A 25,163-nucleotide genomic window follows, 5' to 3' on the forward strand; every position below is an offset into this window, starting at 1 on the left:
AGACCGTCCTGTGTAAAAAAGCTGATCAATTTCTAAGGGTTTAGGCCGGTACTGTCAAGTCGCGGCTAACCCAGCAGTACCTCGCGCACGAAACGGCTGCCGAAATAGGCCAGGGTCAGCAATACGCTGCCGGCCACGCTGGTCCAGATCACCTTGCGTCCGCGCCAGCCGAGGCGGTGGTGTCCCCACAGCAGGCCGACATAGACGCACCAGGCCAGTATGGTGAGGATGGCCTTGTGGGCCTTGCCGGGGCTGAACATCTCCTGCAGGAAGAAGAGCCCGCTGGAGATGGACAGGGTCAGCAGCACCACCCCGACGAAGATGAGGCGGAACAGGTAGCGTTCTATGGTCATCAGCGGCGGCATCGCCGGCAGGTTGGACAGCTTGTGCTTTTTCAGCCGGTTGTCGAGAAAACCCAGCAGGATGGCGAGCAGGCAGGCGATCACCAGCAGGGAGTAGGAGATAAGCCCCAGGCCGATGTGCAGCAGCACCGCCGGACGGGTTTCCAGATGCATGCCGTAGTAGCTCGGCAACAGCAGGTCCGCCGCCAGCAGCAGGCCGGCAAAGCCGTAGACCAGCGGCATCAGCAGCCAGACGTTGAACCGGCTGACCAGCAGGGTCATCAGTGCACAGATGATCAGGCTGACGACGGAGGCCACGTTGAGCATGCTCAGGTTCTGGCCGGGAACCAGCACCACGGTGTCGAACAGCCAGAGTCCATGCAGGCCCAGCGCAAACAGCGCGGCCAGCAGGCCATAGCGGCGGCTCTGGCTGTGGGGGTTGAGCAGATGGTGCACACAGGCGAAGGCCGCCAACAGATAAAAGGCCATCGCCAATACAGCAAGCAATTCCATAGTGAACGTAAGCCATTAACCGGTAAAATAAAGAAGGACGGCCAGTATACCCCCAAGGGAAGCCATGTCGCTACCTGAGGTCGCTTAAGTTCGGCCGGCAACTTGGGTATACTGGTCGCAATTTTCGCCAATTGCGGACTCAGTCATGTTTGAAAATCTCACCGAACGGTTGTCGCGCACCCTGAAGAACATCAGCGGCCGCGGGCGCCTCACCGAAGAAAATATCAAAGAGACCCTGCGCGAGGTGCGCATGGCCCTGCTGGAGGCCGACGTGGCCCTGCCGGTGGTGCGGGACTTCGTCAACCGGGTCAAGGAACGGGCGGTGGGCCAGGAGGTTTCCAAGTCCCTGAGCCCGGGCCAGGCCTTCATCAAGATAGTCAACGCCGAGCTGGTGGCGGTGATGGGCGAGGCCAACGAGGCGCTCAACCTGGCGGTCACTCCGCCGGCGGTGATCCTGATGGCGGGCCTGCAGGGGGCCGGTAAGACCACCTCGGTGGGCAAGCTGGCCAAGTTCCTGAAGGAACGGCACAAGAAGAAGGTGCTGGTGGTGAGCGCCGACGTCTACCGGCCGGCGGCGATCAAGCAGCTGGAGACCCTGGCGGCGGATCTGGGGGTGGAATGCTTCCCCAGCCGGGCGGACCAGAAGCCGGTGGACATCGGCCGCAACGCCGTGGACCATGCCCGCAAGCAGTTCTTCGACGTGGTGCTGGTGGATACCGCCGGCCGGCTGCACGTGGACGAAGAGATGATGGCCGAGATCCAGCAGCTGCACGCGGCCATCGAGCCCGTCGAAACCCTGTTCGTGGTGGACGCCATGACCGGCCAGGACGCGGCCAATACCGCCAAGGCGTTCAGCGAGGCGCTGCCGCTGACCGGTGTCATCCTCACCAAGGCGGACGGCGATGCCCGGGGCGGTGCCGCCCTGTCGGTGCGCCACATCACCGGCAAGCCGATCAAGTTCATCGGTGTCGGCGAAAAGACCGACGCTCTGGAGCCCTTCCACCCGGACCGCATCGCCTCGCGTATCCTCGGCATGGGCGACGTGCTCTCGCTCATCGACCAGATGGAGCGTTCGGTGGACAAGGGCAAGGCGGCCGAAATGGCCCAGAAGCTGAAAAAGGGCAAGGGCTTCGATCTGGAGGACTTCCGCGACCAACTGGTGCAGATGCGCAACATGGGCGGCATGATGAGCCTGATGGACAAGCTGCCGGGCATGAATCAGCTGCCGGACAACGTCAAGGATCAGGTCAACGACAAGCTGACGGTGCGGATGGAGGCCATCATCAACTCCATGACGCCGAAGGAGCGCCGCCATCCGGATCTGATCAAGGGGTCGCGCAAGCGCCGCATCGCCCTGGGTTCCGGTACCGATGTGCAGGAGGTCAACAAGCTGCTCAAGCAGTTTACCCAGATGCAGAAGATGATGAAGAAGATGTCCGGCAAGGGCGGCATGCGCAAGATGATGAGCCAGATGCAGGGACTGATGGGCCCGGGCGGACTGGGCGGCGGTCGGCGCGGTCCCTTCTGAGGCCGGGGCCGGGCCAAGCCGGTTGCATTCTCGCCGGATCGGAGTACAATTGCGCGGCTTATTTTAAGCCGGGGTTCGCATTGTCTGCGAACCTTGTTTGTTTCAAGTAAATAGAGGACGGTATGGTAACCATTCGTTTACAACGTGGTGGCGCGAAAAAGCGTCCGTTCTACCAAGTAGTCGTTGCTGACAGCCGCTACGCCCGCGATGGCCGTTTCATCGAGCGCGTTGGCTTCTTCAACCCGATCGCTTCCGGCCAGGCAGAAAAACTGCGTCTGGACCTGGAGCGCATCAATCACTGGGTAGGCCAGGGCGCCAACGTGTCCGATCGCGTAGCCAAGCTGATCAAAGACGCTGCCAAAGCCGCAGCCTGAGTCTTGACGGGTAGGGAGTTAAGGTGAGCGAACCTGTAGTAGTAGGCCAACTGGGCGCCGTTTACGGCATTAAAGGTTGGTTGAAGGTCAACTCCTTTACCGACCAGCCGGAAGGCATTTTCGATTACCGGCCCTGGCTGGTGAGAGATGGCAAAGGCTGGCGCGAAATCCAGGTGACTGGGTGGAAGCGTCACAACAAGGGGCTCATCTGCAAGCTGGCCGATATCGACCAGCGGGAAGAGGCCCAGGCACTGACCGGTGTCGACATCGCGGTAAGCGCGGATGCATTTCCGCCCCTGCCGGAAGATGAATTTTACTGGCGCGATCTGATCGGTTGTCGGGTGCTCAACACCAGGGGCTATGATTTCGGCCTGGTGGAGCAACTGATGGAAACCGGCTCCAACGACGTGCTGGTGGTCAAAGCCAATGCCAACGATGCATTTGGTCAACGGGAACGGTTGATACCGTTTTTGGAAGATCAGGTGATCAAGTCCGTGAACCTTCAGGACAAAATCATCGAAATTGATTGGGATCCGGATTTTTAATTCCAGTCGCACCGCGCGGAGAGAATCATGTGGATAGGGGTGGTCAGCCTCTTCCCGGAGATGTTCCGGGCAGTATCCGACTATGGAGTAACCGGTAGGGCCGTCAAGGACGGTCTGCTGACATTTGAATGCTGGAATCCGCGGGATTTCACCCGGGACAGACACCGCACTGTCGACGACAGACCCTACGGGGGCGGGCCCGGAATGCTGATGATGGTCCAGCCCCTGCGCGATGCCATCGCGGCGGCGCGGGCGGCGGCAGGCGAGGGAGCCAGGGTGATTTACCTGTCCCCCCAGGGCCGCAAGCTGGACCAGCAAGGCGTGCGCGAACTGGCCGGCCAGGAGAAGCTGATCCTGGTGGCGGGACGCTACGAAGGAGTGGATGAGCGCGTCATCCAGGCCGATATCGACGAAGAGTGGTCGGTCGGCGATTACGTGCTCAGTGGCGGCGAATTGCCGGCCATGGTGCTGATTGATGCGGTGGCCCGTCTGGTGCCCGGCGTCCTGGGCGACATGGCGAGTGCGGAGCAGGATTCCTTCAGTGAAGGTTTGCTGGATCATCCCCACTACACGCGCCCGGAGCAACTGGCGGGAATGGCCGTTCCCAAAGTGTTGCTCAGTGGCAACCACGCCGAGGTGGCACGCTGGCGAATGCAGCAGTCGTTGGGCCGGACCTGGTTAAGAAGGCCGGAACTCTTGAACAACCTAGCTCTGACTGACGAGCAAGAGCAGCTTCTTGCCGAATTTGTCCGCGACTGTCGCGGCAAGCAGTAGAGTTTTCAGTTTACCCTAGGTAAGGAAATATCATGAGCAACATCATCAAGCAGCTTGAAGAAGAACAATTGCGCAAAGATATCCCCGACTTCGGTCCGGGTGATACCGTGCGCGTACAGGTACGCGTTGCCGAAGGCGGCAAAGAGCGTCTGCAGGCCTACGAAGGCGTGGTCATCGCCAAGCGTAACCGCGGTCTGCACTCTTCCTTCACCGTACGCAAGATCTCCAGCGGTGAAGGCGTTGAGCGTACCTTCCAGACTCACAGCCCGCTGATCGGCAGCGTGGAAGTGAAGCGTCGTGGTGCCGTCCGCCGCGCCAAGCTTTACTACCTGCGCGACCGTGCCGGCAAGTCTGCTCGTATCAAAGAGCGTCTTACCGCCAAGAACGGCAAATAAGCCAAGCCGGTTCGGCTGTCGAAAAAGGCCCGCGATTGCGGGCCTTTTCGTTTTCCATCCATCCCGGATCTTTCATGGCCTGAGCGGGCTGTCCATTTACCGGTAAACTGGCTAGGATGATCCTTTCCTTTGATTTCAAGGATGTTTCCATGCCCATTACCGTTTGGGGCCTGGCCATCGCCCAGGCGCTGCTGGCGTCGGGCAATATCCTGCTGGTGTCGGTATCGGCGCTGATCGGCCAGCACCTGGCGGCGGATCCCCTGTTCATCACCCTGCCGGTGGCCTGCCAGTTTCTGGGGCTGATCCTCTCCACCCTGCCCGCTGCCCACCTGATGCAGACCCTGGGGCGCAAGACCGGCTTCGTGCTCGGCAATGTAATCGGCTTGCTCGGCACCTGGGTGGCCCTGCAGGGGCTGGCGGCGACCAGCCTGGCCGGCTTCACCCTGGGCACCTTCCTGATCGGCATCGCCATCGGAGTGGGCCAGCAGTACCGTTTCGCGGCCCTCGAAGCCTGCGACAGCAGCCTGCATCCCAGGGCCATCAGCCTGGTGATGGCCGGTGGCGTGCTGGCGGCGGTGCTCGGTCCCAACCTGGCGGTCTGGTCCCGCGACTGGTATGCGGCCAACCCCTACGGCGGCGCCTTTTACGGCCTGTCCGGCCTCTATGTGGTGGCGTTGCTGCTGATCCTGCTGCTGCCCCTGCCCAGGGCCCGGCCGGTGAGCCAGGCGGAACGGGTGCGCTCCTACGGCGAGCTGTGCCGCCAGCCGCTGTTGCTGGCGGCGGTGGCCTCGGGCATGATCGGCTATGGCATCATGGTGCTGCTGATGACCGCGACCCCACTGGCGATGGATCACCACCGTCACGACTTTTCCGACACCGCCCTGGTGATCCAGTGGCATGTGCTCGGCATGTTCGTGCCTTCCTTTTTCACCGGCCATCTGATCCGGCGCTTCACCACCCGCCGGGTGATCCTCTGGGGCTGCGCCGCCCTGCTGCTGAGCGTGGCGATCAATCTTTCCGGCCAGGGCTTCTGGCATTACTGGTGGGGGCTGCTGTGGCTCGGCATCGGCTGGAACTTCACCTTTATCGGCGCCACCCATTTGCTGACCTTCAGCTACCAGCCGGCGGAGAAGGCCAAGGTGCAGGGCATGAACGATTTCCTGGTGTTCGGTGCCGCCGCCCTGGGCAGCCTTTTCTCCGGCCAGGGCGTCGCCCTGCTGGGCTGGGCCTGGCTCAACCTCCTCGCGATTCCCTGGATACTGCTGGTGTTGGTGCTGATCTGGCGGCTCAAGGCCGGTGAGCCGGTGGCGGCTTAGGCGCCTTGTCTCGGCGGCATGAGGCCTGGCGCCTCACCCCTCGCGGCTACAGCATAAAGTGGCGCGCCAGCAGGGCGCCGGTGAAGGGGGTCTTGAGGTAGAAGCCCCGCGGCAAGGTCAAGATCGGCTCCCCCCGAGGGCCGATCGCCTCGGTCAGGGCCCGGCTGTTGGCGGCCTTGGGCCGCAGTTGCAGCACCTGACCGTGGCGGGCGGTGATCTCCTGCACCCGTCCCAGGCTTATCAGTTCCATCAGCTCTTCCCAGTCCTGGCGCAGCAGTCGATCTTCCTCCAGGTCGGGTGTCCACAGCAGGGGCTGGCCGATGATCCTGTCACCGGGGGCGATTCCCCGTTCCCCCAGTACCGGTATCCACAATACCCGGGACAGCTTGTTGCGCACATTACTGTGCTCCCAGCGCAGGCCGGCGATATCGGTGAGCGGCGCCACACAGACAAAGGTGGTTTCCAGCGGCTTGCCGGCGGCATCGACGGGAATGCTCTTGAGCTCGACACCCAGTTCGGGAAAGTCCTGTTCGGGTTTGGAGCCGGCGCTGGCCCCCAGGGCCAGTTCCAGCAGTTGCCCCGTCCAGCCCTTGTCGCGCCGCAGGTGGGCGGGCACCGGCAGGTCCAGCCGCCCGGCCAGTTCGCCCAGGGGCAGGCCGGCCAGTTGTTCGGCCCGGGACAGCAGAGCTTCGATGGTCGGGGGACGTGAAATGGGGTTGCTCAATTTTTGCTCGCTCTCCGGGGCCGCTTTCAGGTGTGACATCTATCGTGTTTATCATTATAACTATTTGATTTTAATGACAGTATTGCTGTCTTTCGGGAAGGTTTCCGAAGGACGGGATGATATACCGGTTTTACCCGAGTATAAACATGCTGTTGCACAGCCTTATCCACAGAAACACTGGATAACTGTATTGCCGGCATGGCGGGGGGATTTTTCCGACCCTGGACAAGGCCAGGATCAGGTTTTTTTTCTTGCCGTTAACCCGGGAGCAACCCAAGCTCTGTGGATAAGTTGGTGGTGGTGGATCTTTAAGCTATCGGACTTATTCACACTGGGCCCAGCGAGGTTGATGCTGTGAAAAGATCCAGCTCGATCCTTTTTTATGGTGTTAAGTTATTGATTTATTTTTGACTTGCATTCTGTGTTTGGTAACCCTCGGTATGATGAAAGTCGCTGACAGCGCGGTGGAACGCAAGCTATACAACCTTTGTCACAAGCTTATCCACACGATTTGGGGGCAATCGATCGCCACAAGATCCTTTTTCTGTTTATAACTATTGACAGTAACCCAAGTTATTCAACATCCGGCCGTGTTGCCCTTGCTGCAGCACCATTTGCCGGGAATAGGGGAATATGGAACAATCATCCTTATGTTAGCTTTATTAGTCTGGTGATTGCGTGATAGATGGCGACGGTTTTCGTCCCAATGTAGGCATAGTGATCTGCAATCGCAAAGGCCAGGTGTTATGGGCCAGACGCTACGGGCAGCATTCCTGGCAGTTTCCCCAGGGCGGCGTGGACGACGGCGAAACGCCGGAGCAGTCCATGTACCGGGAGTTGTACGAGGAGATAGGGCTCAGGCCCGAAAACGTCACCCTGCTGGCAGTCACCCGCCACTGGCTCAAGTACAAGTTACCCAAGCGTCTGGTGCGGTGGGATAGCAATCCCGTGTGCATCGGTCAAAAACAGAAATGGTTTCTGTTGCGATTGGATTCGGATCATGAATCGCAGATCGAGTTCGGTTGCCACGGGCATCCGGAATTCGACGACTGGCGCTGGGTCAGCTACTGGTACCCGGTGCGCCAGGTGGTGTCTTTCAAACGGGAAGTATATCGACGGGTGCTGCGGGAGTTCGCGCCCATAGTGATGGCGGAGCAGGGCCGCAAAGACGGGCGACGGCGGCACCGCTAGCGCGATCGACATTAAGGAGTAGGCGGCAGTGTTAAAGGAATTGCGGGAAATCGTTCAGCGGGTGACGGCCAGCTCCGATCTCAACGAAGCCATGTCCGAACTGGTCAAGAAGACCCGCGAAGCCATGCATGTGGACTGCTGCTCCATTTATCTGCGCCAGGATCTGGAACAGGCCTACCTGCTCGCCGCCACCGACGGCCTGGCGGTCGAGGCGGTGGGCCATGCCAAGATCCCGCTGGGGGAGGGCATCGTCGGCCTTATCGGCGAGAAGGAAGAGCTGATCAACCTGGCCGACGCCCAGCACCATCCCAAGTTCAAATACCTGCCCGAAGCCCATGAAGACGCCTTCAAGTCTTTCCTCGGCGCGCCCATCATCCACCAGCGCAAGGCCCTGGGGGTGCTGGTGGTGCAGCAGAAACAGGTCCGGCTGTTCGAGGAGGGGGAAGAATCCTTCCTGGTGACCCTGGCCTCCCAACTGGCCACGGTGATCGCCCATGCCGAGGCCAAGGGCAACCTCAAGTCTCCCAACTGGCACGGCATGCTGCGCGGTCTGGCCGGCTCTCCTGGCGTGGCCATCGGCCGGGCCTGGGTATGGCGGCCCAGGGTCGAGTTGAACCAGGTCAAGGCCCGCAAGGGCGACGACGTGGCCGCGCAGCACGAGCGTTTCGACAAGGTGCTGATCCAGGTGGAGGACGAACTCGACAGCATGGCGCTGCGCTTCAAGGAGTCTCAGGCCAGCGAGTCGGTGGCGGTGTTCGAGGTCTACCAATACATCCTCAAGGATCCGGTGTTCATCGGCCTGATCCGCGAGGAGATCGAGCGGGGCTGGACCGCCGGCAGCGCGGTCAAGCGGGTGTGCGAAAAGCAAATCGCCCAGTTCTCCACCATGTCCGATCCCTACCTGCGGGAGCGGGCGGCGGATGTGCGGGATCTGGGGCAACGGCTGCTGACCCGGCTGATCCATGAAGACGAAGGTCCCCTGACGTTGGCCGAGCCCATCATACTGGTGGCGGACGAGATCAGCGCCACCCTGATCGCCGAGATCCCCCGGGACAAACTCAGGGGCATCGTTTCCGCCAAGGGGTCCATCAACTCCCACGCCGCCATCCTGGCCCGGGCCATGGGCATCCCCGCCGTCATGGGCATCGACCATTCCTTCGAACTGCTGGAGGAGCGCACCCTGATCGTCGACGGTTACAGTGGCGAACTGCTGGTGGAGCCGGTCGCCTCCGTGTTAAGGGAATACCGCCGGCTGATCGCCGAAGAAGCCCAGATGGACGAACTGTTCGCCACGGTGCGCAACGAGCGTTCGGTCACCCGGGACGGGGTCACGGTGTCGTTGCTGCTCAACGCGGGCCTGAGCGCCGATACCGATATCGCCATGAACGACGCGGCCGACGGGGTGGGGCTGTTCCGCACCGAGATCCCCTTCATGATGCGGGATCGCTTTCCCTCCGAGCAGGAGCAGGCCAGCAATTACCGCCGGGTATTGACCAGTTACGTGGGTAAGCCGGTATGCATGCGCACCCTGGACGTGGGCGGCGACAAGCAGTTGCCCTACTTCCCCATAGTGGAAGAAAACCCTTTTCTCGGCTGGCGGGGCATCCGCCTCACCCTGGATCACCCCGAGATCTTCCTGGTCCAGCTCAAGGCCATGCTGCGCGCCAGCCAGGGGCTGGACAACCTGTCCATCATGCTGCCCATGGTGGGCAACCTGGACGAGGTGCGGGTGGCGCGCCGGCTGCTGGACAGGGCCTGGCGCGAGGTGTCGGCCGAAACCGCCGAACAGCAGGGGGTGATCCGTTATCCCAGCCTGGGGGTGATGATCGAAGTGCCTTCCCTGCTCTACCAGCTGCCGGAGCTGGCGCCTTTGGTGGATTTCTGGTCGGTGGGGACCAACGACCTGACCCAGTACCTGCTGGCGGTGGATCGCAACAACGGCCGGGTGGCGGACATCTACGACGCCATGCACCCGGCGGTGTTGCGGGCGCTGCAGCAGATCATCGACGCGGCCCGCCGCTACGCCAAGCCGGTGTCCATCTGCGGCGAGCTGGCCGGCGACCCGGTCGGGGTGCTGGTGCTGCTGGCCATGGGCTACCGCCGTTTCAGCATGAATAACAGCAATATCATGCGTATCAAATACATAGTGCGCCAGTCCCGTACCGACGAACTGAAGAAGGTATTTCAGGAAGCCTTGAGCCATCAGCATAGCGGCGCCTTCAAGGGCGTCTTCGGCCGCTACCTGGAAGAGCGGGGGCTGGGCGGCCTGTTGCGCCCCGGGCGTTAAGCTCTGGTATTTGCCCTTTGACGACTGCACAATACCGCTTTTGTTTTTGACGGGGTAAACGCATGTCTGATAGCCACTGGGTATTTCCCGGATTCGATCCCATCGCCTTCCAGCTGGGGCCGCTGGCGGTCCACTGGTACGGCCTTATGTATCTGCTGGGCTTTGTCTTCGCCTGGTGGATGGCCAACCGGCGGGCGGCACAGCCGGGCTCCGGCTGGACCAGGGATCAGGTGTCCGATGTGTTGTTCTACGGTTTTCTCGGCGTCATCCTCGGCGGCCGCCTGGGCTATGTGTTCTTCTACCAGTTCGACACCTTCCTGGCCGATCCCCTCTACCTCATCAAGATCTGGACCGGCGGCATGTCCTTCCACGGCGGCCTGGTCGGGGTGCTGGTCGCCCTCTGGCTGTTCGCCCGCAAGCAGAAGAAGACCTTCTTCGCGGTCTCCGACTTTATCGCCCCGCTGATCCCCTTCGGCCTGGGGGCGGGCCGCATCGGCAACTTTATCAACGGCGAGCTGTGGGGGCGGGTCACCGAGGTGCCCTGGGGCATCATCTTCCCGGCGGCGGGCGCATTGCCGCGCCATCCGTCCCAGCTCTACCAGTTCGCCCTGGAAGGGGTGGCGCTGCTGCTCATCCTCAACCTGGCCTGGCGCCTGAAGGCCCCGCGCGGCGTGGTGTCCGGCCTGTTCCTGCTGTGCTACGGCCTGTTCCGCTTTATGGTCGAGTTCGTGCGCGAGCCGGACGCCCACCTCGGCGTCTACCTCAACCTGTTCAGCATGGGGCAACTGCTGTCCATGCCGATGATGGTGGCGGGAGCGATAATGTTATGGGCCGCCTGCCGGCGCCCGCAATGGTTTGCCAACGGAGAAAAAACCGCATGAAGGCCTATCTGGAGCTGATGCAGCATATCCTGGACCAGGGCGAGCAGAAGGAGGACAGGACCGGTACCGGCACCCTGTCGGTATTTGGGTACCAGATGCGATTCAACCTGCGCGAGGGCTTCCCCCTGGTGACCACCAAGAAGTGCCACCTCAAGTCCATCATCCATGAGCTGCTGTGGTTTCTGAACGGGGACACCAATATCGCCTACCTCAAGGACAAGGGCGTCAGTATCTGGGACGAATGGGCCGATGAGCGCGGCGATCTGGGTCCCGTTTACGGCCACCAGTGGCGCAGCTGGCAGGGAGCCGACGGCCGGGTCATCGATCAGATAAGCCTGGCCCTGGACACCATCAGGCACAATCCGGACAGCCGCCGCATCATCGTCTCGGCCTGGAACGTGGGCGAACTGGACCAGATGGCGCTGGCCCCCTGCCATGCCCTGTTCCAGTTCTACGTGGCCGGCGGCAGGCTGTCCTGCCAGCTCTACCAGCGCAGTTGCGATGTCTTCCTCGGCTTGCCGTTCAATATCGCCAGCTACGCCCTGCTGACCCATATGATGGCCGAGCAGGCGGGGCTGGAGGTGGGCGATTTCGTCTGGACCGGGGGCGACGTGCACCTTTACAGCAACCACCTGGAGCAGGCCCGGCTGCAACTGAGTCGTGAGCCCCGGCCGCTGCCGACCCTGCGCCTGGCCCGCAAGCCCGAGTCCCTGTTCGATTATGCCTTTGAGGATTTTGTCCTGGAAAATTACCAGCCGCACCCCCATATCAAGGCGCCGGTGGCTATCTGAACGGTATTTTTATTGTTAATAATGTTAACTCTTGGTGGTAAGTTTTGTTTTTGTATCGGATATACTAACGTCTAATTGTAAAAATATTCGTTTTTATCGAGTCTTTAAGCAGAAACAACCGATTACTCCCCGGCAGATGAGCTGATTACACTCGGGTGATTCCGAGTTGTGGAGTCTCATCTATGTCAAGCGTATTGAAACGATTTATGGCCATGGAGTCGGCCAGTGGCATCCTGTTGATCCTGGCCGCCCTGGCTGCGATCCTGATGGCCAACAGTGGCTGGGCCCATCTCTATACCACCTTTCTCGATACCCGGGTCCAGGTGCGCATCAGCGCCCTGGATCTGGACAAGCCGCTGCTGTTGTGGGTGAACGACGGCCTGATGGCGCTGTTTTTCCTGTTGATCGGCCTCGAGGTCAAGCGTGAGCTGGTGGAAGGGGCCCTCTCCCGTCGGGAGCAGGCGATCTTTCCCGCCCTGGCGGCCCTCGGTGGCATGGTCTTTCCGGCCCTCTGGTTCCTGCTGTTCAATGCCGACGATCCCCTGACCCAGAACGGCTGGGCCATTCCCGCCGCCACCGACATTGCCTTTGCCCTGGGGGTAATGGCCCTGCTCGGCAAGCGGGTGCCGCTCAGCCTCAAGGTATTCCTGCTGGCGCTGGCCATCATCGACGATCTGGGGGTGATCCTCATCATCGCCCTGTTCTACAGCCATGGTCTCTCCCTGCCTCCTCTTGGCATAGCCCTGCTCGCTATCGTCGGACTGCTGCTGCTCAACCGCAGCCGGGTCGGCAGCCTGGCTCCCTACCTGCTGCTGGGGCTGGTGGTCTGGGTGGCGGTGCTCAAGTCCGGCATCCACGCGACCCTGGCGGGAGTGCTGCTGGGCTTTCTGGTGCCCCTGTACCATGCCGGCGGTTCTCCCTCCAAACGGCTGGAGCATGCCCTGCATCCCTGGTGCGCCTTCCTTATCCTGCCGCTGTTTGCCTTCGCCAATGCCGGGGTGTCCTTGCAGGGGCTGTCGCTGGGCGATCTTTCCTCCGCCCTGCCGCTGGGAGTCATGATGGGACTGCTGGTGGGCAAGCCCATGGGGGTCTTCCTGATCAGCTGGCTGGCGGTGAAGCTGCGTATCGCCCAGTTGCCGGCAGACGTCTGCTTCAGGCAGATCTTCGCGGTGTCGGTGCTGTGCGGCATCGGCTTCACCATGTCCATCTTCATCACCTCCCTGGCCTTCGTCGGCCACGCCGACCTGGCCAACCTGTCCCGGCTGGGGATACTGTTGGGCTCGACCCTGGCGGCCCTGATCGGTTACACCATGTTGCACCTGGCCCTGCCCCGGGCCCAACCGGCGATGGCCGGGGAGTCGGTCCGGGCCTGAGCGGCCGGATTAACCCAGCAGGCGGCCGGGCCTTTAAGCCCGGCCGCTTTCATGATGGTGGGGCCCGTTTCCATAAGAGGGAGGCTTTGTCGCGGCGCAATGGCAACCACCCGGAGCAGGCCCGGCTGCAACTCGGCCGCGAGCCAAGATCTTTGCCCGGAATGTGGTTGGTGCACCGCCCGGCATCACTGTTCGGGTATCTTTATTGATATATTATTCTGATTGAACGCCACTCTATCCCTCATATAAAAGCACCTGTGGCGATTTGACAGATTTTTGTTTTTAAATAAATCTTAACTTAAGATTAATATTTCAATTTCATCGGCATTGATGAGTCATTTCGCTCTTTAGTTCGTTTTTCCCGAGGTGTTAATCAGAAAAAACCGATGACTACCTCTGTGACAAGCTGATTGCACTCGGGCCAGCACTTTGAGAAGGAGCTCAATATGTCTCGTGTGCTTAAACGCTTTCTGGCCATGGAATCGGCCGCCGGGGTGTTGCTGATCATCGCCGCCCTGATCGCCATGCTGATGGCCAACACCGCCCTGGCCGGTATTTATCAGGAGGTGCTCAATACGAGCATCCAGCTGCGCATCGGTGAACTGGATCTGCACAAGCCCTTGCTGCTGTGGGTAAACGACGGCCTGATGGCGGTGTTCTTTTTGCTGGTGGGACTCGAGGTCAAGCGGGAGATGGTGGAGGGGGCGCTCTGCACCCGCGAAAAGGCCCTGTTTCCGGCGCTGGCCGCCATCGGCGGCATGCTGTTTCCCGCCCTCTGGTTCATGCTGCTGAATCTCGGCGAGCCGGTCAACCAGAGCGGCTGGGCCATTCCCGCCGCCACCGACATCGCCTTTGCCTTGGGGGTGATGACGCTGCTGGGCAAGCGGGTACCGCTCAGCCTCAAGGTGTTTCTGCTGGCCCTGGCGATCATCGATGATCTGGGTGCCATCATCATCATCGCCCTGTTTTACAATCATGGCCTGGAGCTGACGGCGCTGGCGTCAGCCGGCCTGGGCATTGCCGGCCTGATGTGGCTGAACCGGGCCCGGGTGTGCAATCTGGTGCCCTATCTGGTGCTGGGTTGGATCGTCTGGGTGGCGGTGCTGAAGTCGGGTCTTCACGCCACCCTGGCCGGGGTGATACTGGGTTTCCTGATCCCGCTCTACGGCCACCGTTTCTCGCCGTCCAAGCAACTGGAGCAGTTTCTCAACCCCTGGTGTGGCTTTATGATACTGCCGCTGTTCGCCTTCGCGAACGCCGGCGTGTCGCTGGAAGGGCTGTCGTTCGCCGACCTGTCCTCGACCCTGCCCCTCGGCATCATGGCGGGGCTGCTGCTGGGCAAGCCCATGGGCATCTTTCTGTTCAGCTGGCTGGCGGTGCGCCTGGGTTATGCCCAGTTGCCGGCCGGTGTCGGCTTTAGACAGATCTTCGCGGTGTCGGTGCTGTGCGGTATCGGCTTCACCATGTCCATTTTCATTTCATCGCTGGCCTTCGCCGAACAGGCCCAGTTGGCCAACCTGGCCCGGCTCGGCATCCTGATGGGCTCCAGCATGTCGGCCGTGGCCGGCTATGTGATGCTGAAACTGGTGCTACCGCAGCCGGCGCCGGAGCACGAGAAGCAGGCGCACACGCAACCGGTCTAGGGCATTGCCGCCTGTCCCATGCCGGCCGGGTATTCAAACCCGGCCGCTTTCATTATGATGGGGCCTGTATCCATGGGAGATGGTGCTTTGTCACACCTGAATTACAACCACCTGTATTAATTAATTTCTTTTTATTCCTTTAAAATCAACATCTTATAATTCACTCTCGCTTTGTTTGGCGACAATTTGGCGGCGCTGGTCAGTTTTGGCGACGATGATCGGTTTTGAAATTCTTATACGGCCTTGTTTCCAGTTCTGGCGCGGCTTGCAAGGCGGTCCCCTGTTTCTGTCATCTGTGAAGTTCCCCACGTAAACGACACGAAGCCCAGGCCCGGCGCGGCGTTGCCGATCCTGCCGGTGATCTTGCCGGCCTCTAATTCCTTCATTTTCGTGCAATTTACTTCACTGGTTGCAGATCCTCAGATCAACGCGAGATCCCAATAACAGCGGGGGCTGGCGGTGAGTTTTGCACACCCGCAGAATTTCACAATTTTTATGACGCAAAGCGCGAAGGCGGGCGCGGAGGAGCGCGGTTTTCGTGGGGCGAGCGCGTGCGTGGGCGGTTGCCGTGGCGGCGGCGGGCCGGGCTTAGCATATAGCGGCTGGGCTTAGCATATAGCTGGAGAGCTTGGCATATAGCAGTGGGGTGGGGATACAAGAAGGCGGCCGCTGTGGGCCGCCTGGGTGGGTGTGACAGGGGTTTAGCCGGTGAAGCTTTGCAGGTTGCCCTTGATGGTGCCGATGTTGCCGGCGTGGCCGGCCACCTGGCCCTGGACGTTGGGCGGCTGGTGGTGGTCGGGGTGGGTGTGGCCGTCGAGCTTCTGCAGGGCCTCCTGCACGTTGGCCATCATGCTGATCATCAGGGCCAGCATGTTGTGGGTGCCGTTGCCCAGCACGATGCTCTGGCCCTGGATCACCTGGGCCTGGGCGGTGCTGGTCTTGTTGCCGGTGATCTGTTCGGTGGTGTTTCCCTGGGTGGTGCGCTGTTCGTTGCCCTGCACGGTGAGGCTGCGATTGCCCTGGATGGTGGTGGTGCTGTTGCCGCCGATGCCGTGCTGGTAGTCGCCGCCGGTCACGTCGACCCGCTCGCCGGCGGCCACCAGGTGCAGGTTGGCCAGGGTGGCCAGTTCGATATCGTCGCCGGCGAGCAGCTCGATGGCACCCAGTGCCTCGATCAGCTTGCGGCCGGCCACGGCCTCGGTGCTGTGCTGGGCCACGGTGGTGTGCTGGCTGCCGAACTCGCCGTGGTAGTCGTCGGCCTGCTGGGTGAGCTGGGCGGCGATGTGGTGGATGGCCTGGTCGGTGGCCAGGGTGTGGTTGCCGGCCGGATCGGTGCGCTGGAATACCTCGGCCCGCTGCTGCTGCAGCTGCTCGCCGGGCTGGATATCGGGCAGGGGCCAGCCGGTGCCGAGCACGGTGCGGATAAAGGGCTGGTCGGCGCGACCAAAGGCGAAGCCCAGCTCCACCAGGGTGCCCTCTACCGGATACTGGAACTGGCCCTGTTCGGGGCCGCCGAACAGCACGGGCAGGGGCACGGCTTGATAGACGGGCACGGCCTGGTCGGGCTGGCCGTTTTCGTCGAGCATCTGCACGTCCACGGCGTAGCGGGGGCGGAATGGGTCGTTGAGTTCGCCGGCCCGGGCGTGGTCGGCCACGGCGATGACCTGGCCGAACTGGGGCAGATGGAATCCGGCGGCCAGCTCGGGGTATTGCTGCTCCATCTGCCGCTGCTGGGGTGTTTTCTGGCTGCCGGCCCATTGCAGGCGCATGTGGGTACCGTCGAATTCCACCCGGGTGATCTGGTTGCCGTTGACCAGGGCGCCGGGGCGCAGGGCGGGGGAGGCGGGCACGGTGATGGTGTTGCCGCCGGCCTGGGCGCCGGTTTCGGCCTGGTCGATGGTGACCGGGCGGGACGGCCAGCGGGAGTGTTGATAGCTGCCGGCGTACAGGGTGCCGTCCTGCTGCTGGTACCAGCAGAAGTCGGGGATGTTGAAGGCCCGGCCGGCGTTCTGCAGCAACTGGGCGCCGGAGCCGGCGCTGGTGAAGTTGGGGATTGGGCGGTCGGTGTAGTCGGCGCCGGCGGGCAGCACGAAGGCAAGGCCGGTTTCTTCCCCCACCCACTCCAGCACCCGGCGAAAGGTGGCGTGCTGCAGGCTGATGGTGAGCCGGGTGCCGAGCACGAAGGCCAACTCCTTGATCACCAGCTTGGTATGGCCGTTTTCGGCCGGTACCGCCTTGGTGACGATGCCGGTGAAATAGGGCTCCATGCGCTGGCCGTAACCGATGTCGAGCTGCACCCGGTCGCGCACCTTGGCCTGACCGGCGACGGTGACGATGCCGCGGCCGGCGGCGGAGAGCTCCAGCATCAACTTGTCGTTGGCGAGGGTGACGGGCTGGCCGTTGATGTTAAGCCGTTTGTTCAGCTTCACTGTTTCCTCCCAGGGCGTCGTCCAGCTTTTTAAGGAATTTTTCGGTACTGGTCAGATCCCGCTGTTGCTGTTCTGCGCCGTCTACTGCGCCGGCCGGGGCGACCGGCTCGGCGTTGGCGGTGCCCTGGGTGACCTGGGCTTCCGGCTGCGGGCGGCGCTGTTCGAGTTTTTCCGGCACCGACAGGTGCTCGCGAAGGGTGAAGGTAACGCGCCAGGCCAGCAGGCCCTCTTGCTCCGGGGCCATGATGCGGCCGACGAATTTGACCTGGTAGATCTTGACCGCTTCGGCCAGCTCGCAGCCGATGCGGTAGATTTTGCGCTCGTTGCCGTCGCCCTTGGCCTGGGCCAGCTCGAACAGTTGGGCCAGGCCGGTGGGGTCGGAGAAGGGGATCAGGCCGGTGACCTGCAGCTCCTTGCCCTTTTCGCCCTGTTCGGCGCCGTCGGTGCCGGAGGTCTGGCCGGAGGTGTCCTGCTCCTTGAATTCCATGCTCAGGCTGATGCGGGGGGACTTGAGGCGGATCAGCTCGCCATCCAGTGCAATCATGGCAGCAGCTCCTTGAAAAACGTCAATGGTTGGGGCGAGACCAGCAGCACGGCGGCAGTGTGGGCCTGCTCGTAGCCGGGCAGGCCGCCGGCGAGGGCGGCGGCGATGGCACCCGGGGTGCCGGAGGCCGATGCCCGGAACAGACTGCCGGAGAGGCCGGCCTTGATGTCCGCCAGGGCCTGCTGCTGCTCGTCCAGCCACAGCGCACGCCTGGCGGCCAGCGCTTCCAGCTTGCTTATGGGGCTGGCGGCGTCGGCGGCCAGGGATTCCAGTTGGGCCAGTTGGGCCCCGAGGGCGGCCAGGGCCGGGCGGGCCGGAGCGCTGTTGTGCCGGCCCGGCACCCAGGCGGGGGTGAGGGGGCGGGCGGCGGCGTGGAGCTAGTCTTGCTCAAGCGCCCGCAGGCGCATGGCAATCCGGCTCCGGTGGGTTTTTACCTGGGCACCCACCGGATCCCATTCGTGGGCCTTCGCCAGCAGGGCGTCGGCCTGTTCCAGCACGTCCGGATCATTCACCGCGCTGGCCCGGGGTTCGCCGGTGGCGTCGCGCAGCAACAGCAGCCCGGCGAACTTGAAATACTTGGCGGTGAGCTTTTCATTCAGCCGCCAGTCCTTGACCACATGGGCGAACACCCGACTGAAGTAGGGCTCTACCGCCTGGCCCTCGGCCGCCTGCTGCTCGGCCCACTCCAGCACGGTGTCCGCCACAAAGTGGGGAAAGTCGCGCTTGAGCCGGGGCGGGGTGTGCTGGCCCTGGGCAATCGCCCGTTCGGCCCAGTCCAGGGCCTGCTCGAACTCGCCCAGGTCGAACAGCCAGACGATGAGCGTGGCGAACAGCGGGTTCTGGTGGCTCTTGTCCCCGGCCAGGTACTGCTCCACATAGGGGCGGTACTTGGGCAACAGCTCGCGCTTGAGCGCTATCTTGTCGCCGATGCGGTCCAGCGCCTTCAGCCGCTGCTGGTCCTGCTCCAGGGCCAGCAGTTGCAGGTGCAGGCTGTGGGCCAGCTCGCCCTCGGCTTGCCCGGTGCGGCCGGCCTGGGTGGCCGCCTGCAGGGCGCGGTGCCGATCACGATGCCGCTGGGCCGGGGTGCTCATTCAGTTAGCCCGCCGGTGCCGGTGCCGGGGCGATTTCGATCCCGGACTCGTCGAAGGAGGCATAGGCGCGGTACTCGCCCACGGCGTAGCCTTCCATCCGCCAGTACTGGCTCTCGAAGCCCTTGCGGTCCTGGTTGTGGGCCGCGCTGCGCTGGCGGGTACCGCGCTGGGTGTAGAGGTGCAGGTTGGCCGGAATGGTCACCACCATGCGCTTGCCCGGGAAGAAGGGCGGGGTGATGGCACGGCGGCCGGCAACACTGGTGGCCAGCTGCTGGGCCAGGATCTGCTCGCTGGGCTTGTCGGCTTCCTGATAAAGCCGGCCCTGGGCGGCGGCCACCAGATCGGCCCCCACCAGCACGGTCAGGCGCGGATCGTTGCGAAACGCCGGGTCGATGGTGCTGTTGATAAGGTCCGAGGCCATGGCGTCCAGGGTCTTGTAGTCGCCCTGGCCGTCGGGGTCGAAGTAGATCTTGCTCTGGGCCGAGCCCACGATCTGCGAGCCGTCGTTCCACTCGCGCACCAGCTGCTGCCAGCCCTTGTTCACGTCCTGGCCGAGGGGGTTGGCCGCCGGGTCGGTATCGGCGGCGGCCGAGGTGCCGTTAAAGCCCACCCGGATCATGTCCAGCGCGAAGGTGCGGTTGATGAACTCGTTCACCAGGCGCATAAATTCGCCTTCGCTGCCGGCATTGGCCCAGCCGGCGAGGGTAGACCAGGGCAGCACGGCGCCGGAGTCGGTTTCCACCAGCTCATAGCCGTGGCCGCCCACGCCCACGTTTTTCAGGAAGCGGCCATTGGCTTTACGGCCGGTGTGGATACTGCCGATGCCTACGTCGACCACCTGGCCCTTGATCTGGTCCACGTCGACCAGGGTGATCATGCGCAGGAAGTCGGCCGACTCCAGCAGGGCGGCGCGCAGCCGGGTTTCCATCGGCGGGGTGACGCTGAACTTCTCGCCGCGCTGCAGCGCGCCCAGGTCGATGCCGTAGCCCTGGGCCAATTGGCTGAAGTATTTATTCAGCATGGCGCCGGCGGCGGGGGTGAGGATCATGCTCATGTCGGCTCCTTACACCAGGTGATAGACGTCGCCGCCGGCGGGGGCGGGATTGGGGTTCTGGCCGGGCGCTTCCTTCAGCAGGGCGGAAAACTGGGTTTCCAGCGCGCCCTGCTTCTCGGCCACGCCCTTGACGGCGGTCAGCAACTCGCTGAACTGCTCGGCGGTGACACCGGCGGGGGCCGGGGCGGACTCGGGCTTGGCTTGCGGCTCGGGGGCGGGCTCGTCTTTTTTGCTGAACTGCTCGAACTTGGTTTCCAGCTCGCCCTGCTTGGTGGCGATGCCTTTAACCGTGTTCATCAGCTCGTTGAACTGCTCTTTGTCCATTGCTGGATCCTCGGGGGTGTTATTGGTGGGGGCAGGGGGCTCTTGTTCCTGGGTTTTGAACCAGGCCATAAACTTCTTGAACAGGCCGGCTTCCTGCTCGCGGTCGGCCAGCTCGGCCAGGCTGAACGCTTCGCTCTGGCCGATGATCTTGGGCGCCTTGTCTTTGGCGCTGAACTGCATGCGGGTGGTGCCGGTGCTGGCCGGACGGTCAGTCACGCCCAGGCCGCCCAGGTAGGTTTTGTCGCCGCCGGCGAATTGCTCCAGGGGCTCGATGCTGCAGAACTGGTACTGGCCGATTTGGTTGTAGTAAATGAGATCCCGGGTCGGGCGCAGCACGGCAAACAGCTTCATCTTGCCGTCCACCTGCTCGGCCTTGACCTCCTCCACGGTGCCCATGGCCGACCAACGAGAGTGATCCGGCCAGATAACGGCGGTGTAGTGATCCGGGTCGTAGGTTTCGGCCATGTCGGTCAGCCACTCGCGGGAGATATAACGTCCGTCGATGCTGTTGCCCTCGGTGGCAATGCAAATCCAGCCTGTGCGTAACCGTGAATCGGGTTTCATGTGCCTGCTCGTGTTCTGTGATGGCGACAGGCTAGGGGCTTGTGAAGGGGATTTCATCAAGGGCCGTTCCACCGAATTCCGATTTTCGGGAAATCGGAATTTCTCGGAATTTCATGGCGATAGGTGGCGGTTTTCGGTGGGTATGATGGCCGCATTCATCACCACCACGGACCACCATGGCCTACACCGAAGAAATCCGCAACGCCGCCAAGGGGCTTTACCTCAAGCGCTGGCTGCCCCGGGAAATCGCCCAGGAGCTGGGCCTGAACTCGGCGCGGGTGGTGTACCAGTGGGCGGAAAAATACAGCTGGGACGCGCTGCTGTCCGACGAGCAGCTGGAAGACGCCATCGCCCGGCGGGTGCAGCTGCTGCTGGCCCGGGAAAAGAAGACCCCGGCCGAGCTGGACGAACTGGACCGGCTGATCGGCCAGCATGTGCGGCTGAAGAAAGATCTGGTGCAGCTGCGCGAGAAAGAGCTGGCCCTGAAGGAGCGGGAAGCGGCCCTGGCCGCCGGGGTGCCGGCGGATGAATTGCCCGAACCGGGCGAGCGGCGCGGCAAGCGCGGCGGGGGACAGGCCAAGGGCGGCAAGGGCAAGAAGGGCAAGCAACGCAAAAACGATATCGGCGAGTTGTTGCCCGAAGACTTCCAGGGCTGGCTGGATACCCTGTTCGGCTATCAGCTGCGGTGCCGCGAGGCCAAGAACGACCCGGCCATCCCGCGTACCCGCAACATCCTGAAAAGCCGCCAAATCGGCATGACCTACTACTTCGCCGGCGAGGCGCTGGAAGACGCGGTCATCACCGGCGGCAACCAGATCTTCCTGTCTGCCACCCGGGCCCAGGCCGAGGTGTTCCGCTCCTACATCATCAACATCGCCCGGGAGTTTCTGGGGGTGGAGCTGTCGGGCAACCCGATCATCCTGAGCAACGGCGCCGAGCTGCACTTTCTGTCCACCAACTCCAACAGCGCCCAGTCCCGCAGCGGCAACGTCTACATCGACGAATACTTCTGGATCCCGGGCTTTACCAAACTGTCCAACGTGGCCTCGGCCATGGCCACGCAAAGCCGGTGGCGGAAAACCTACTTCTCTACCCCCTCGGCCAAGTCGCACCCGGGTTATGGCTTCTGGACCGGCGACAGTTGGAAAGATGGCAAGGACAGCCGCAAGGATATCGAATTCCCGACCCTGGCCGACTACCAGGACGGCGGCCGGGTGTGCCCGGACCGGCAATGGCGCTACGCCATCACGGTGGAAGACGCGGTGGCCAGCGGCTGCAACCTGATTGACGTGGACGAGCTGCGCGACGAATACGCCGACGAGGTGTTCCGCAACCTGTTTATGTGCGAGTTCGTCGACGACGAAGCCAGCGTGTTCAAGTTCAACCAGTTGGAAGGCTGCGGCGTCGACACCGCCCAGTGGGAAGACTTCGACCCGCGCGCGGCCCGGCCGTTCGGTACCCGCGAGGTGTGGCTGGGCTACGACCCGAGCCGCACCCGCGACAACGCCACCCTGGTGGTGCTGGCCCCGCCGCTGGTCGCCGGCGAGCCGTTCCGGGTGCTGGAAAAGCACCACTGGCGGGGGCTCAACTTTCAGCACCATGTGGCCGAAATCGCCAAGCTGTTCAAGCGCTACCGGGTGACCTACATCGGGGTGGACATCACCGGCATCGGTGCCGGGGTGTTCGACCTGATCAAAACCAAGTACCCGCGCGAGGCGCACGCCATCCACTACTCGGTGGAGAGCAAAAACCGCCTGGTGCTGAAGATGATCGACGTGGTGGAGGCCGGGCGCATCAGCTGGGACCGGCTGCACAAGGACATTCCGCTGGCGTTTATGGCCATCAAGCGCACCACCACAGGATCCGGCAACGCCATGACCTTCAAGGCGGGGCGGGACGCCACCACCGGCCACGCCGACGCCTTTTTCGCCATCGCCCACGCGGTGATCAACGAGCCGCTGGACCACTCCAACCAACGCACCTCAACCTGGGCCATACAAGCATGACCGAGCAAGCCAGCCATCAATCCAACAACCTGGTTGCGTTCAGCTTTGGCGAGCCGGAGGCCATCGAGCCCGGCCGCTGGCTGACCGACTACACCGAACTGTTTTACGACGATTACGCCGACTACTGGAGCACCCCGGTCAGCCGCCAGGGGCTGGCCCAGATTGCCAACACCAACGCCCACCACGGCGCCCTGCTCTATGCCCGGCGCAACATGATCGCCGGCAAGTTCAAGGGCGGCGGGGGCATGAAGCGGGTGCAGATGCAGGCCTTTGCCCACAACCTGATCCAGTTCGGCGACGCGGGCTTTTTGAAGATCCGCAACGGCCTGGGGCGGGTGGTGCGGTTGCATCCGCTGCCCTCCATGTACCTGCGCCGGCACAAGAGCGGGGACTTTGTGCTGCTGCAGGCCAACAACCAGCAGATCCGCTACCGGGAAGACGACGTTATCTTCCTGAGCCAGTACGACCCCCGCCAACAGATCTACGGCCTGCCGGACTACCTGGGCGGCATCCAGTCCGCCCTGCTGAACCGGGACGCCACCCTGTTCCGCCGGCGCTACTACCAGAACGGCGCCCACATGGGCTTTATCTTCTACGCCACCGACCCCAACCTGAGCGAAAGCCAGGAAGAAGAGCTGAAGGAGAAGATCCAAAGCTCCAAGGGGGTGGGCAACTTCCGCAGCCTGTTTATCAACATCCCCAACGGCAACCCGGACGGGGTGAAGCTGATCCCGGTGGGGGACATCGCCACCAAGGACGACTTCGACCGCATCAAGAACATCAGCGCCCAGGACGTGCTCACCGCGCACCGCTTTCCGCCCGGGCTGGCCGGCATCATCCCCACCAACACCGGCGGCCTGGGCGACCCGGAGAAATACGATGCCGTCTACACCCGCAACGAGGTGCTGCCGCTGTGCGAGCTGATCGCCGACGTGGTCAACTCGGACCCGGATATCCCGGCGCGGCTGGCCCTGCAGTTTACGCTGGAGTAACTGGATAAAAAAACAGTGGTTTGCTGCCATCCGGTGCCGGATGTTTTATCATAGGTGCATGTTTACTCGGGGGAGTTTTAAACATGCGGGTTTACTGCAGAGAGTGCGGAAGCAAGGGGCGGATAACAAAAACCAACCGCCTGAGCCGGGATTACACCGAGCTGTATTGTCAGTGCAACGATGCCGAGTGCGGCCACACCTGGGTGATGGGCGCCGGCTACCGGCACAGCCTGAGCCCCAGCGCCAAAACCACCACCCAGCTGGCGTTCCAACTGATGAGGGCCCTGCCACCAGGGGCACAGAAAGATTTACTGAGGGAAATGGAAGGGGCGCGGTGAGCGCTCTTTCTTATTTAGCCGTATAGACGTGTTTCCAGCACACTGGTAATTGCACTTCCATTCCAGCAATAGTCATAGTGCTTGGCCTGGCAGATTTCAGTGATCAGCCTGGGTCTGAACAGCACAAAGCAATCATGGCCTGCATGCCTGACCGAGCGGTATTTCAATCCATCGGCCCCATTACTGCGCTGCTGGCTGGCGAATGCCTGACTGTGGCTGTAGTCGGTGGGGTGGTAGAGGTTGGATGAAAGATGCTGTTGGTCGGTAATGTCTACCAGATCCGCACTGAAGCGGGCGAACAGTGAGCGCATTTGAATGCGCTGAGCAGGCTCTTTGGTGTACCCGTAAAGCCGTTCCTGATGGTAGATGGTCTCTTTTATTGCCGTGTCCAGGGAAGGGGCGCAGTAATAACCGCCAAAATCTCCGGTAGTAAAGCGCGCCCCTTCCGGGTTGATATGGGTAAACGCGGCCATGGCGTAACTGGCGTGGGGGATGCCCACCAGCCAATCCTCCTTGGGCACCAGGCTCAGATCACCAGCTTGCTCAAGCAGTCGCGGATTGGTCATGGCCTCCACGGCATGCACGGCTTCCAGTTCGTCGGCGGTGGCCACGTCTTCGTACAGATCAATGGGCGGGTACTTGCTCGGGATCAGCCGGTAGCACTCCTGGCCCTGCAGTTGGGCAATCTCAAGCTCTTCGCTCACGCCGTTCCTCCACGCCAGGCACTCAGTCGTTTCGATACCTCGTACAGATCAGCCACCTTGCCACCCATCATCACATCCATGGCGCTTCTGCCGGCGAAGAAGGGGTGCTGGTTGGGCTTGCGTACCCAGCCATACACGCTGTCTTCGGCACTGAACAGAATGCGCAGGCTCTTGTGGATGTTGAGGATGTAACTCATCCGCTCCAGGGTGTCCGGGCTTAGACGCAGTCCGCCATGCGCCGCCTTGTACTTGTTCAATGTTGAACGGGAGTGTATGCCCAGCAGAGCCAGCTGCTCCTTGGAGTCACAGCCCCATTTGTCCAGAATCCGGAACACGACCGGGAGCGCCTTGCTGTGGTCAACCACATGATTTCCTTGGGCTGGTAACGCTAGTGACATCATACCCCCCTCCTGTATGCGTAGCGTCCTGGGAGGATCCCGG

25 protein-coding genes are annotated in these 25,163 nt (G+C 62.3%); 15 read left to right on the forward strand and 10 right to left on the reverse strand.

Annotated features, from left to right (window positions below; genetic code table 11):
• Positions 1-65 precede the first annotated feature (65 nt).
• Entirely contained in the window at positions 66-854 is a 789-nt protein-coding gene (locus AN401_RS02525) for a cytochrome C assembly family protein (protein ID WP_176442017.1), read from the reverse strand.
• Between the two features lie 145 nt (positions 855-999).
• Here AN401_RS02525 and ffh point away from each other — a divergent pair, with 145 nt between their 5' ends.
• The 6 genes from ffh (at position 1,000) to AN401_RS02555 (ending at position 5,786) form a co-directional block, all read left to right on the forward strand.
• Positions 1,000-2,382: a signal recognition particle protein gene (ffh, locus tag AN401_RS02530; RefSeq protein ID WP_094039165.1), complete on the forward strand. Its 1,383-nt coding sequence runs from the start codon at positions 1,000-1,002 to the stop codon at positions 2,380-2,382.
• Positions 2,383-2,504: 122 nt separating this feature from the next.
• Entirely contained in the window at positions 2,505-2,756 is a 252-nt protein-coding gene (gene rpsP, locus AN401_RS02535) for a 30S ribosomal protein S16 (protein WP_094039164.1), read from the forward strand.
• 23 nt (positions 2,757-2,779) lie between these two features.
• A complete protein-coding gene (rimM, locus tag AN401_RS02540) occupies positions 2,780-3,301 on the forward strand; it encodes a ribosome maturation factor RimM (protein ID WP_094039163.1) in 522 nt (173 codons plus the stop codon).
• Between the two features lie 27 nt (positions 3,302-3,328).
• Positions 3,329-4,075 carry a tRNA (guanosine(37)-N1)-methyltransferase TrmD gene (gene trmD, locus AN401_RS02545; RefSeq protein ID WP_094039162.1) on the forward strand — a complete coding sequence of 249 codons (747 nt, stop codon included), beginning with the start codon at positions 3,329-3,331 and terminating at the stop codon, positions 4,073-4,075.
• Between the two features lie 32 nt (positions 4,076-4,107).
• Positions 4,108-4,470, forward strand: coding sequence for a 50S ribosomal protein L19 (gene rplS / locus AN401_RS02550; RefSeq protein ID WP_094039161.1), 363 nt, complete (start codon positions 4,108-4,110; stop codon positions 4,468-4,470).
• Positions 4,471-4,619: 149 nt separating this feature from the next.
• Positions 4,620-5,786 (forward strand): MFS transporter, encoded by a 1,167-nt coding sequence (locus AN401_RS02555; protein WP_094039160.1) that lies wholly within the window; start codon positions 4,620-4,622, stop codon positions 5,784-5,786.
• Positions 5,787-5,832: 46 nt separating this feature from the next.
• On the opposite strand, the gene mutH is transcribed toward AN401_RS02555, so the two are convergent.
• Positions 5,833-6,549, reverse strand: coding sequence for a DNA mismatch repair endonuclease MutH (gene mutH, locus AN401_RS02560; RefSeq protein ID WP_094039159.1), 717 nt, complete (start codon positions 6,547-6,549; stop codon positions 5,833-5,835).
• 639 nt (positions 6,550-7,188) lie between these two features.
• Between mutH and rppH the strand changes: the two genes are divergently transcribed.
• From rppH to nhaA (AN401_RS02595), 6 genes are all read left to right on the forward strand, one after another.
• The gene (gene rppH, locus AN401_RS02565; RefSeq protein ID WP_094039158.1) at positions 7,189-7,701 is read left to right on the forward strand and encodes an RNA pyrophosphohydrolase; all 513 of its coding nucleotides are present in this window, start codon (positions 7,189-7,191) and stop codon (positions 7,699-7,701) included.
• 28 nt (positions 7,702-7,729) lie between these two features.
• Positions 7,730-9,988 (forward strand): phosphoenolpyruvate--protein phosphotransferase, encoded by a 2,259-nt coding sequence (ptsP, locus tag AN401_RS02570; protein WP_096778449.1) that lies wholly within the window; start codon positions 7,730-7,732, stop codon positions 9,986-9,988.
• Between the two features lie 62 nt (positions 9,989-10,050).
• The gene (gene lgt / locus AN401_RS02575; protein WP_094039156.1) at positions 10,051-10,869 is read left to right on the forward strand and encodes a prolipoprotein diacylglyceryl transferase; all 819 of its coding nucleotides are present in this window, start codon (positions 10,051-10,053) and stop codon (positions 10,867-10,869) included.
• Positions 10,866-11,660, forward strand: a complete 795-nt coding sequence (thyA, locus tag AN401_RS02580; protein ID WP_094039155.1) for a thymidylate synthase — start codon at positions 10,866-10,868, stop codon at positions 11,658-11,660. Before lgt ends, thyA begins: the two co-directional genes overlap by 4 nt.
• A gap of 182 nt (positions 11,661-11,842) precedes the next feature.
• On the forward strand, positions 11,843-13,033 hold the full coding sequence (gene nhaA / locus AN401_RS02585) for a Na+/H+ antiporter NhaA (protein ID WP_094039154.1): 1,191 nt from the start codon (positions 11,843-11,845) through the stop codon (positions 13,031-13,033).
• A gap of 446 nt (positions 13,034-13,479) precedes the next feature.
• The gene (gene nhaA / locus AN401_RS02595; RefSeq protein ID WP_096778450.1) at positions 13,480-14,676 is read left to right on the forward strand and encodes a Na+/H+ antiporter NhaA; all 1,197 of its coding nucleotides are present in this window, start codon (positions 13,480-13,482) and stop codon (positions 14,674-14,676) included.
• Positions 14,677-15,377: 701 nt separating this feature from the next.
• On the opposite strand, the gene AN401_RS02600 is transcribed toward nhaA (AN401_RS02595), so the two are convergent.
• The 6 genes from AN401_RS02600 to AN401_RS02625 are packed head-to-tail and all read right to left on the reverse strand — an operon-like array spanning position 15,378 to position 20,682.
• On the reverse strand, positions 15,378-17,105 hold the full coding sequence (locus tag AN401_RS02600) for a hypothetical protein (protein WP_096778451.1): 1,728 nt from the start codon (positions 17,103-17,105) through the stop codon (positions 15,378-15,380).
• The gene (locus tag AN401_RS02605) at positions 17,083-17,649 is read right to left on the reverse strand and encodes a baseplate complex protein (RefSeq protein ID WP_096778452.1); all 567 of its coding nucleotides are present in this window, start codon (positions 17,647-17,649) and stop codon (positions 17,083-17,085) included. Before AN401_RS02605 ends, AN401_RS02600 begins: the two co-directional genes overlap by 23 nt.
• Entirely contained in the window at positions 17,646-17,990 is a 345-nt protein-coding gene (locus AN401_RS02610) for a hypothetical protein (RefSeq protein ID WP_157772129.1), read from the reverse strand. Before AN401_RS02610 ends, AN401_RS02605 begins: the two co-directional genes overlap by 4 nt.
• A 36-nt stretch (positions 17,991-18,026) precedes the next feature.
• A complete protein-coding gene (gene gpM, locus AN401_RS02615; RefSeq protein ID WP_096778453.1) occupies positions 18,027-18,740 on the reverse strand; it encodes a phage terminase small subunit in 714 nt (237 codons plus the stop codon).
• A 4-nt stretch (positions 18,741-18,744) separates the two neighbouring features.
• Complete coding sequence (locus AN401_RS02620; RefSeq protein ID WP_096778454.1) at positions 18,745-19,794, reverse strand: phage major capsid protein, P2 family; 1,050 nt, start codon at positions 19,792-19,794, stop codon at positions 18,745-18,747.
• A gap of 9 nt (positions 19,795-19,803) precedes the next feature.
• Complete coding sequence (locus AN401_RS02625) at positions 19,804-20,682, reverse strand: GPO family capsid scaffolding protein (RefSeq protein WP_096778455.1); 879 nt, start codon at positions 20,680-20,682, stop codon at positions 19,804-19,806.
• A 176-nt stretch (positions 20,683-20,858) separates the two neighbouring features.
• Between AN401_RS02625 and AN401_RS02630 the strand changes: the two genes are divergently transcribed.
• The 3 genes from AN401_RS02630 to AN401_RS02640 all read left to right on the forward strand — a co-directional run bounded on the left by AN401_RS02630 (position 20,859) and on the right by AN401_RS02640 (position 24,018).
• Positions 20,859-22,688 (forward strand): terminase large subunit domain-containing protein, encoded by a 1,830-nt coding sequence (locus AN401_RS02630; RefSeq protein ID WP_096778456.1) that lies wholly within the window; start codon positions 20,859-20,861, stop codon positions 22,686-22,688.
• Positions 22,685-23,680 (forward strand): phage portal protein, encoded by a 996-nt coding sequence (locus AN401_RS02635; protein ID WP_096778457.1) that lies wholly within the window; start codon positions 22,685-22,687, stop codon positions 23,678-23,680. Before AN401_RS02630 ends, AN401_RS02635 begins: the two co-directional genes overlap by 4 nt.
• An 83-nt stretch (positions 23,681-23,763) precedes the next feature.
• Positions 23,764-24,018 carry an ogr/Delta-like zinc finger family protein gene (locus tag AN401_RS02640; RefSeq protein ID WP_096778458.1) on the forward strand — a complete coding sequence of 85 codons (255 nt, stop codon included), beginning with the start codon at positions 23,764-23,766 and terminating at the stop codon, positions 24,016-24,018.
• 14 nt (positions 24,019-24,032) lie between these two features.
• Here AN401_RS02640 and AN401_RS02645 read toward each other — a convergent pair whose 3' ends face one another.
• Both AN401_RS02645 and AN401_RS02650 read right to left on the reverse strand, forming a co-directional pair.
• Positions 24,033-24,722 (reverse strand): RES family NAD+ phosphorylase, encoded by a 690-nt coding sequence (locus AN401_RS02645; RefSeq protein WP_096778459.1) that lies wholly within the window; start codon positions 24,720-24,722, stop codon positions 24,033-24,035.
• Positions 24,719-25,123, reverse strand: coding sequence for an MbcA/ParS/Xre antitoxin family protein (locus tag AN401_RS02650; protein ID WP_096778460.1), 405 nt, complete (start codon positions 25,121-25,123; stop codon positions 24,719-24,721). Before AN401_RS02650 ends, AN401_RS02645 begins: the two co-directional genes overlap by 4 nt.
• Between the last annotated feature and the right edge of the window lie 40 nt (positions 25,124-25,163).

Source organism: Zobellella denitrificans (assembly GCF_002407485.1).
Classification (GTDB): Bacteria; Pseudomonadota; Gammaproteobacteria; order Enterobacterales; family Aeromonadaceae; genus Oceanimonas; species Oceanimonas denitrificans.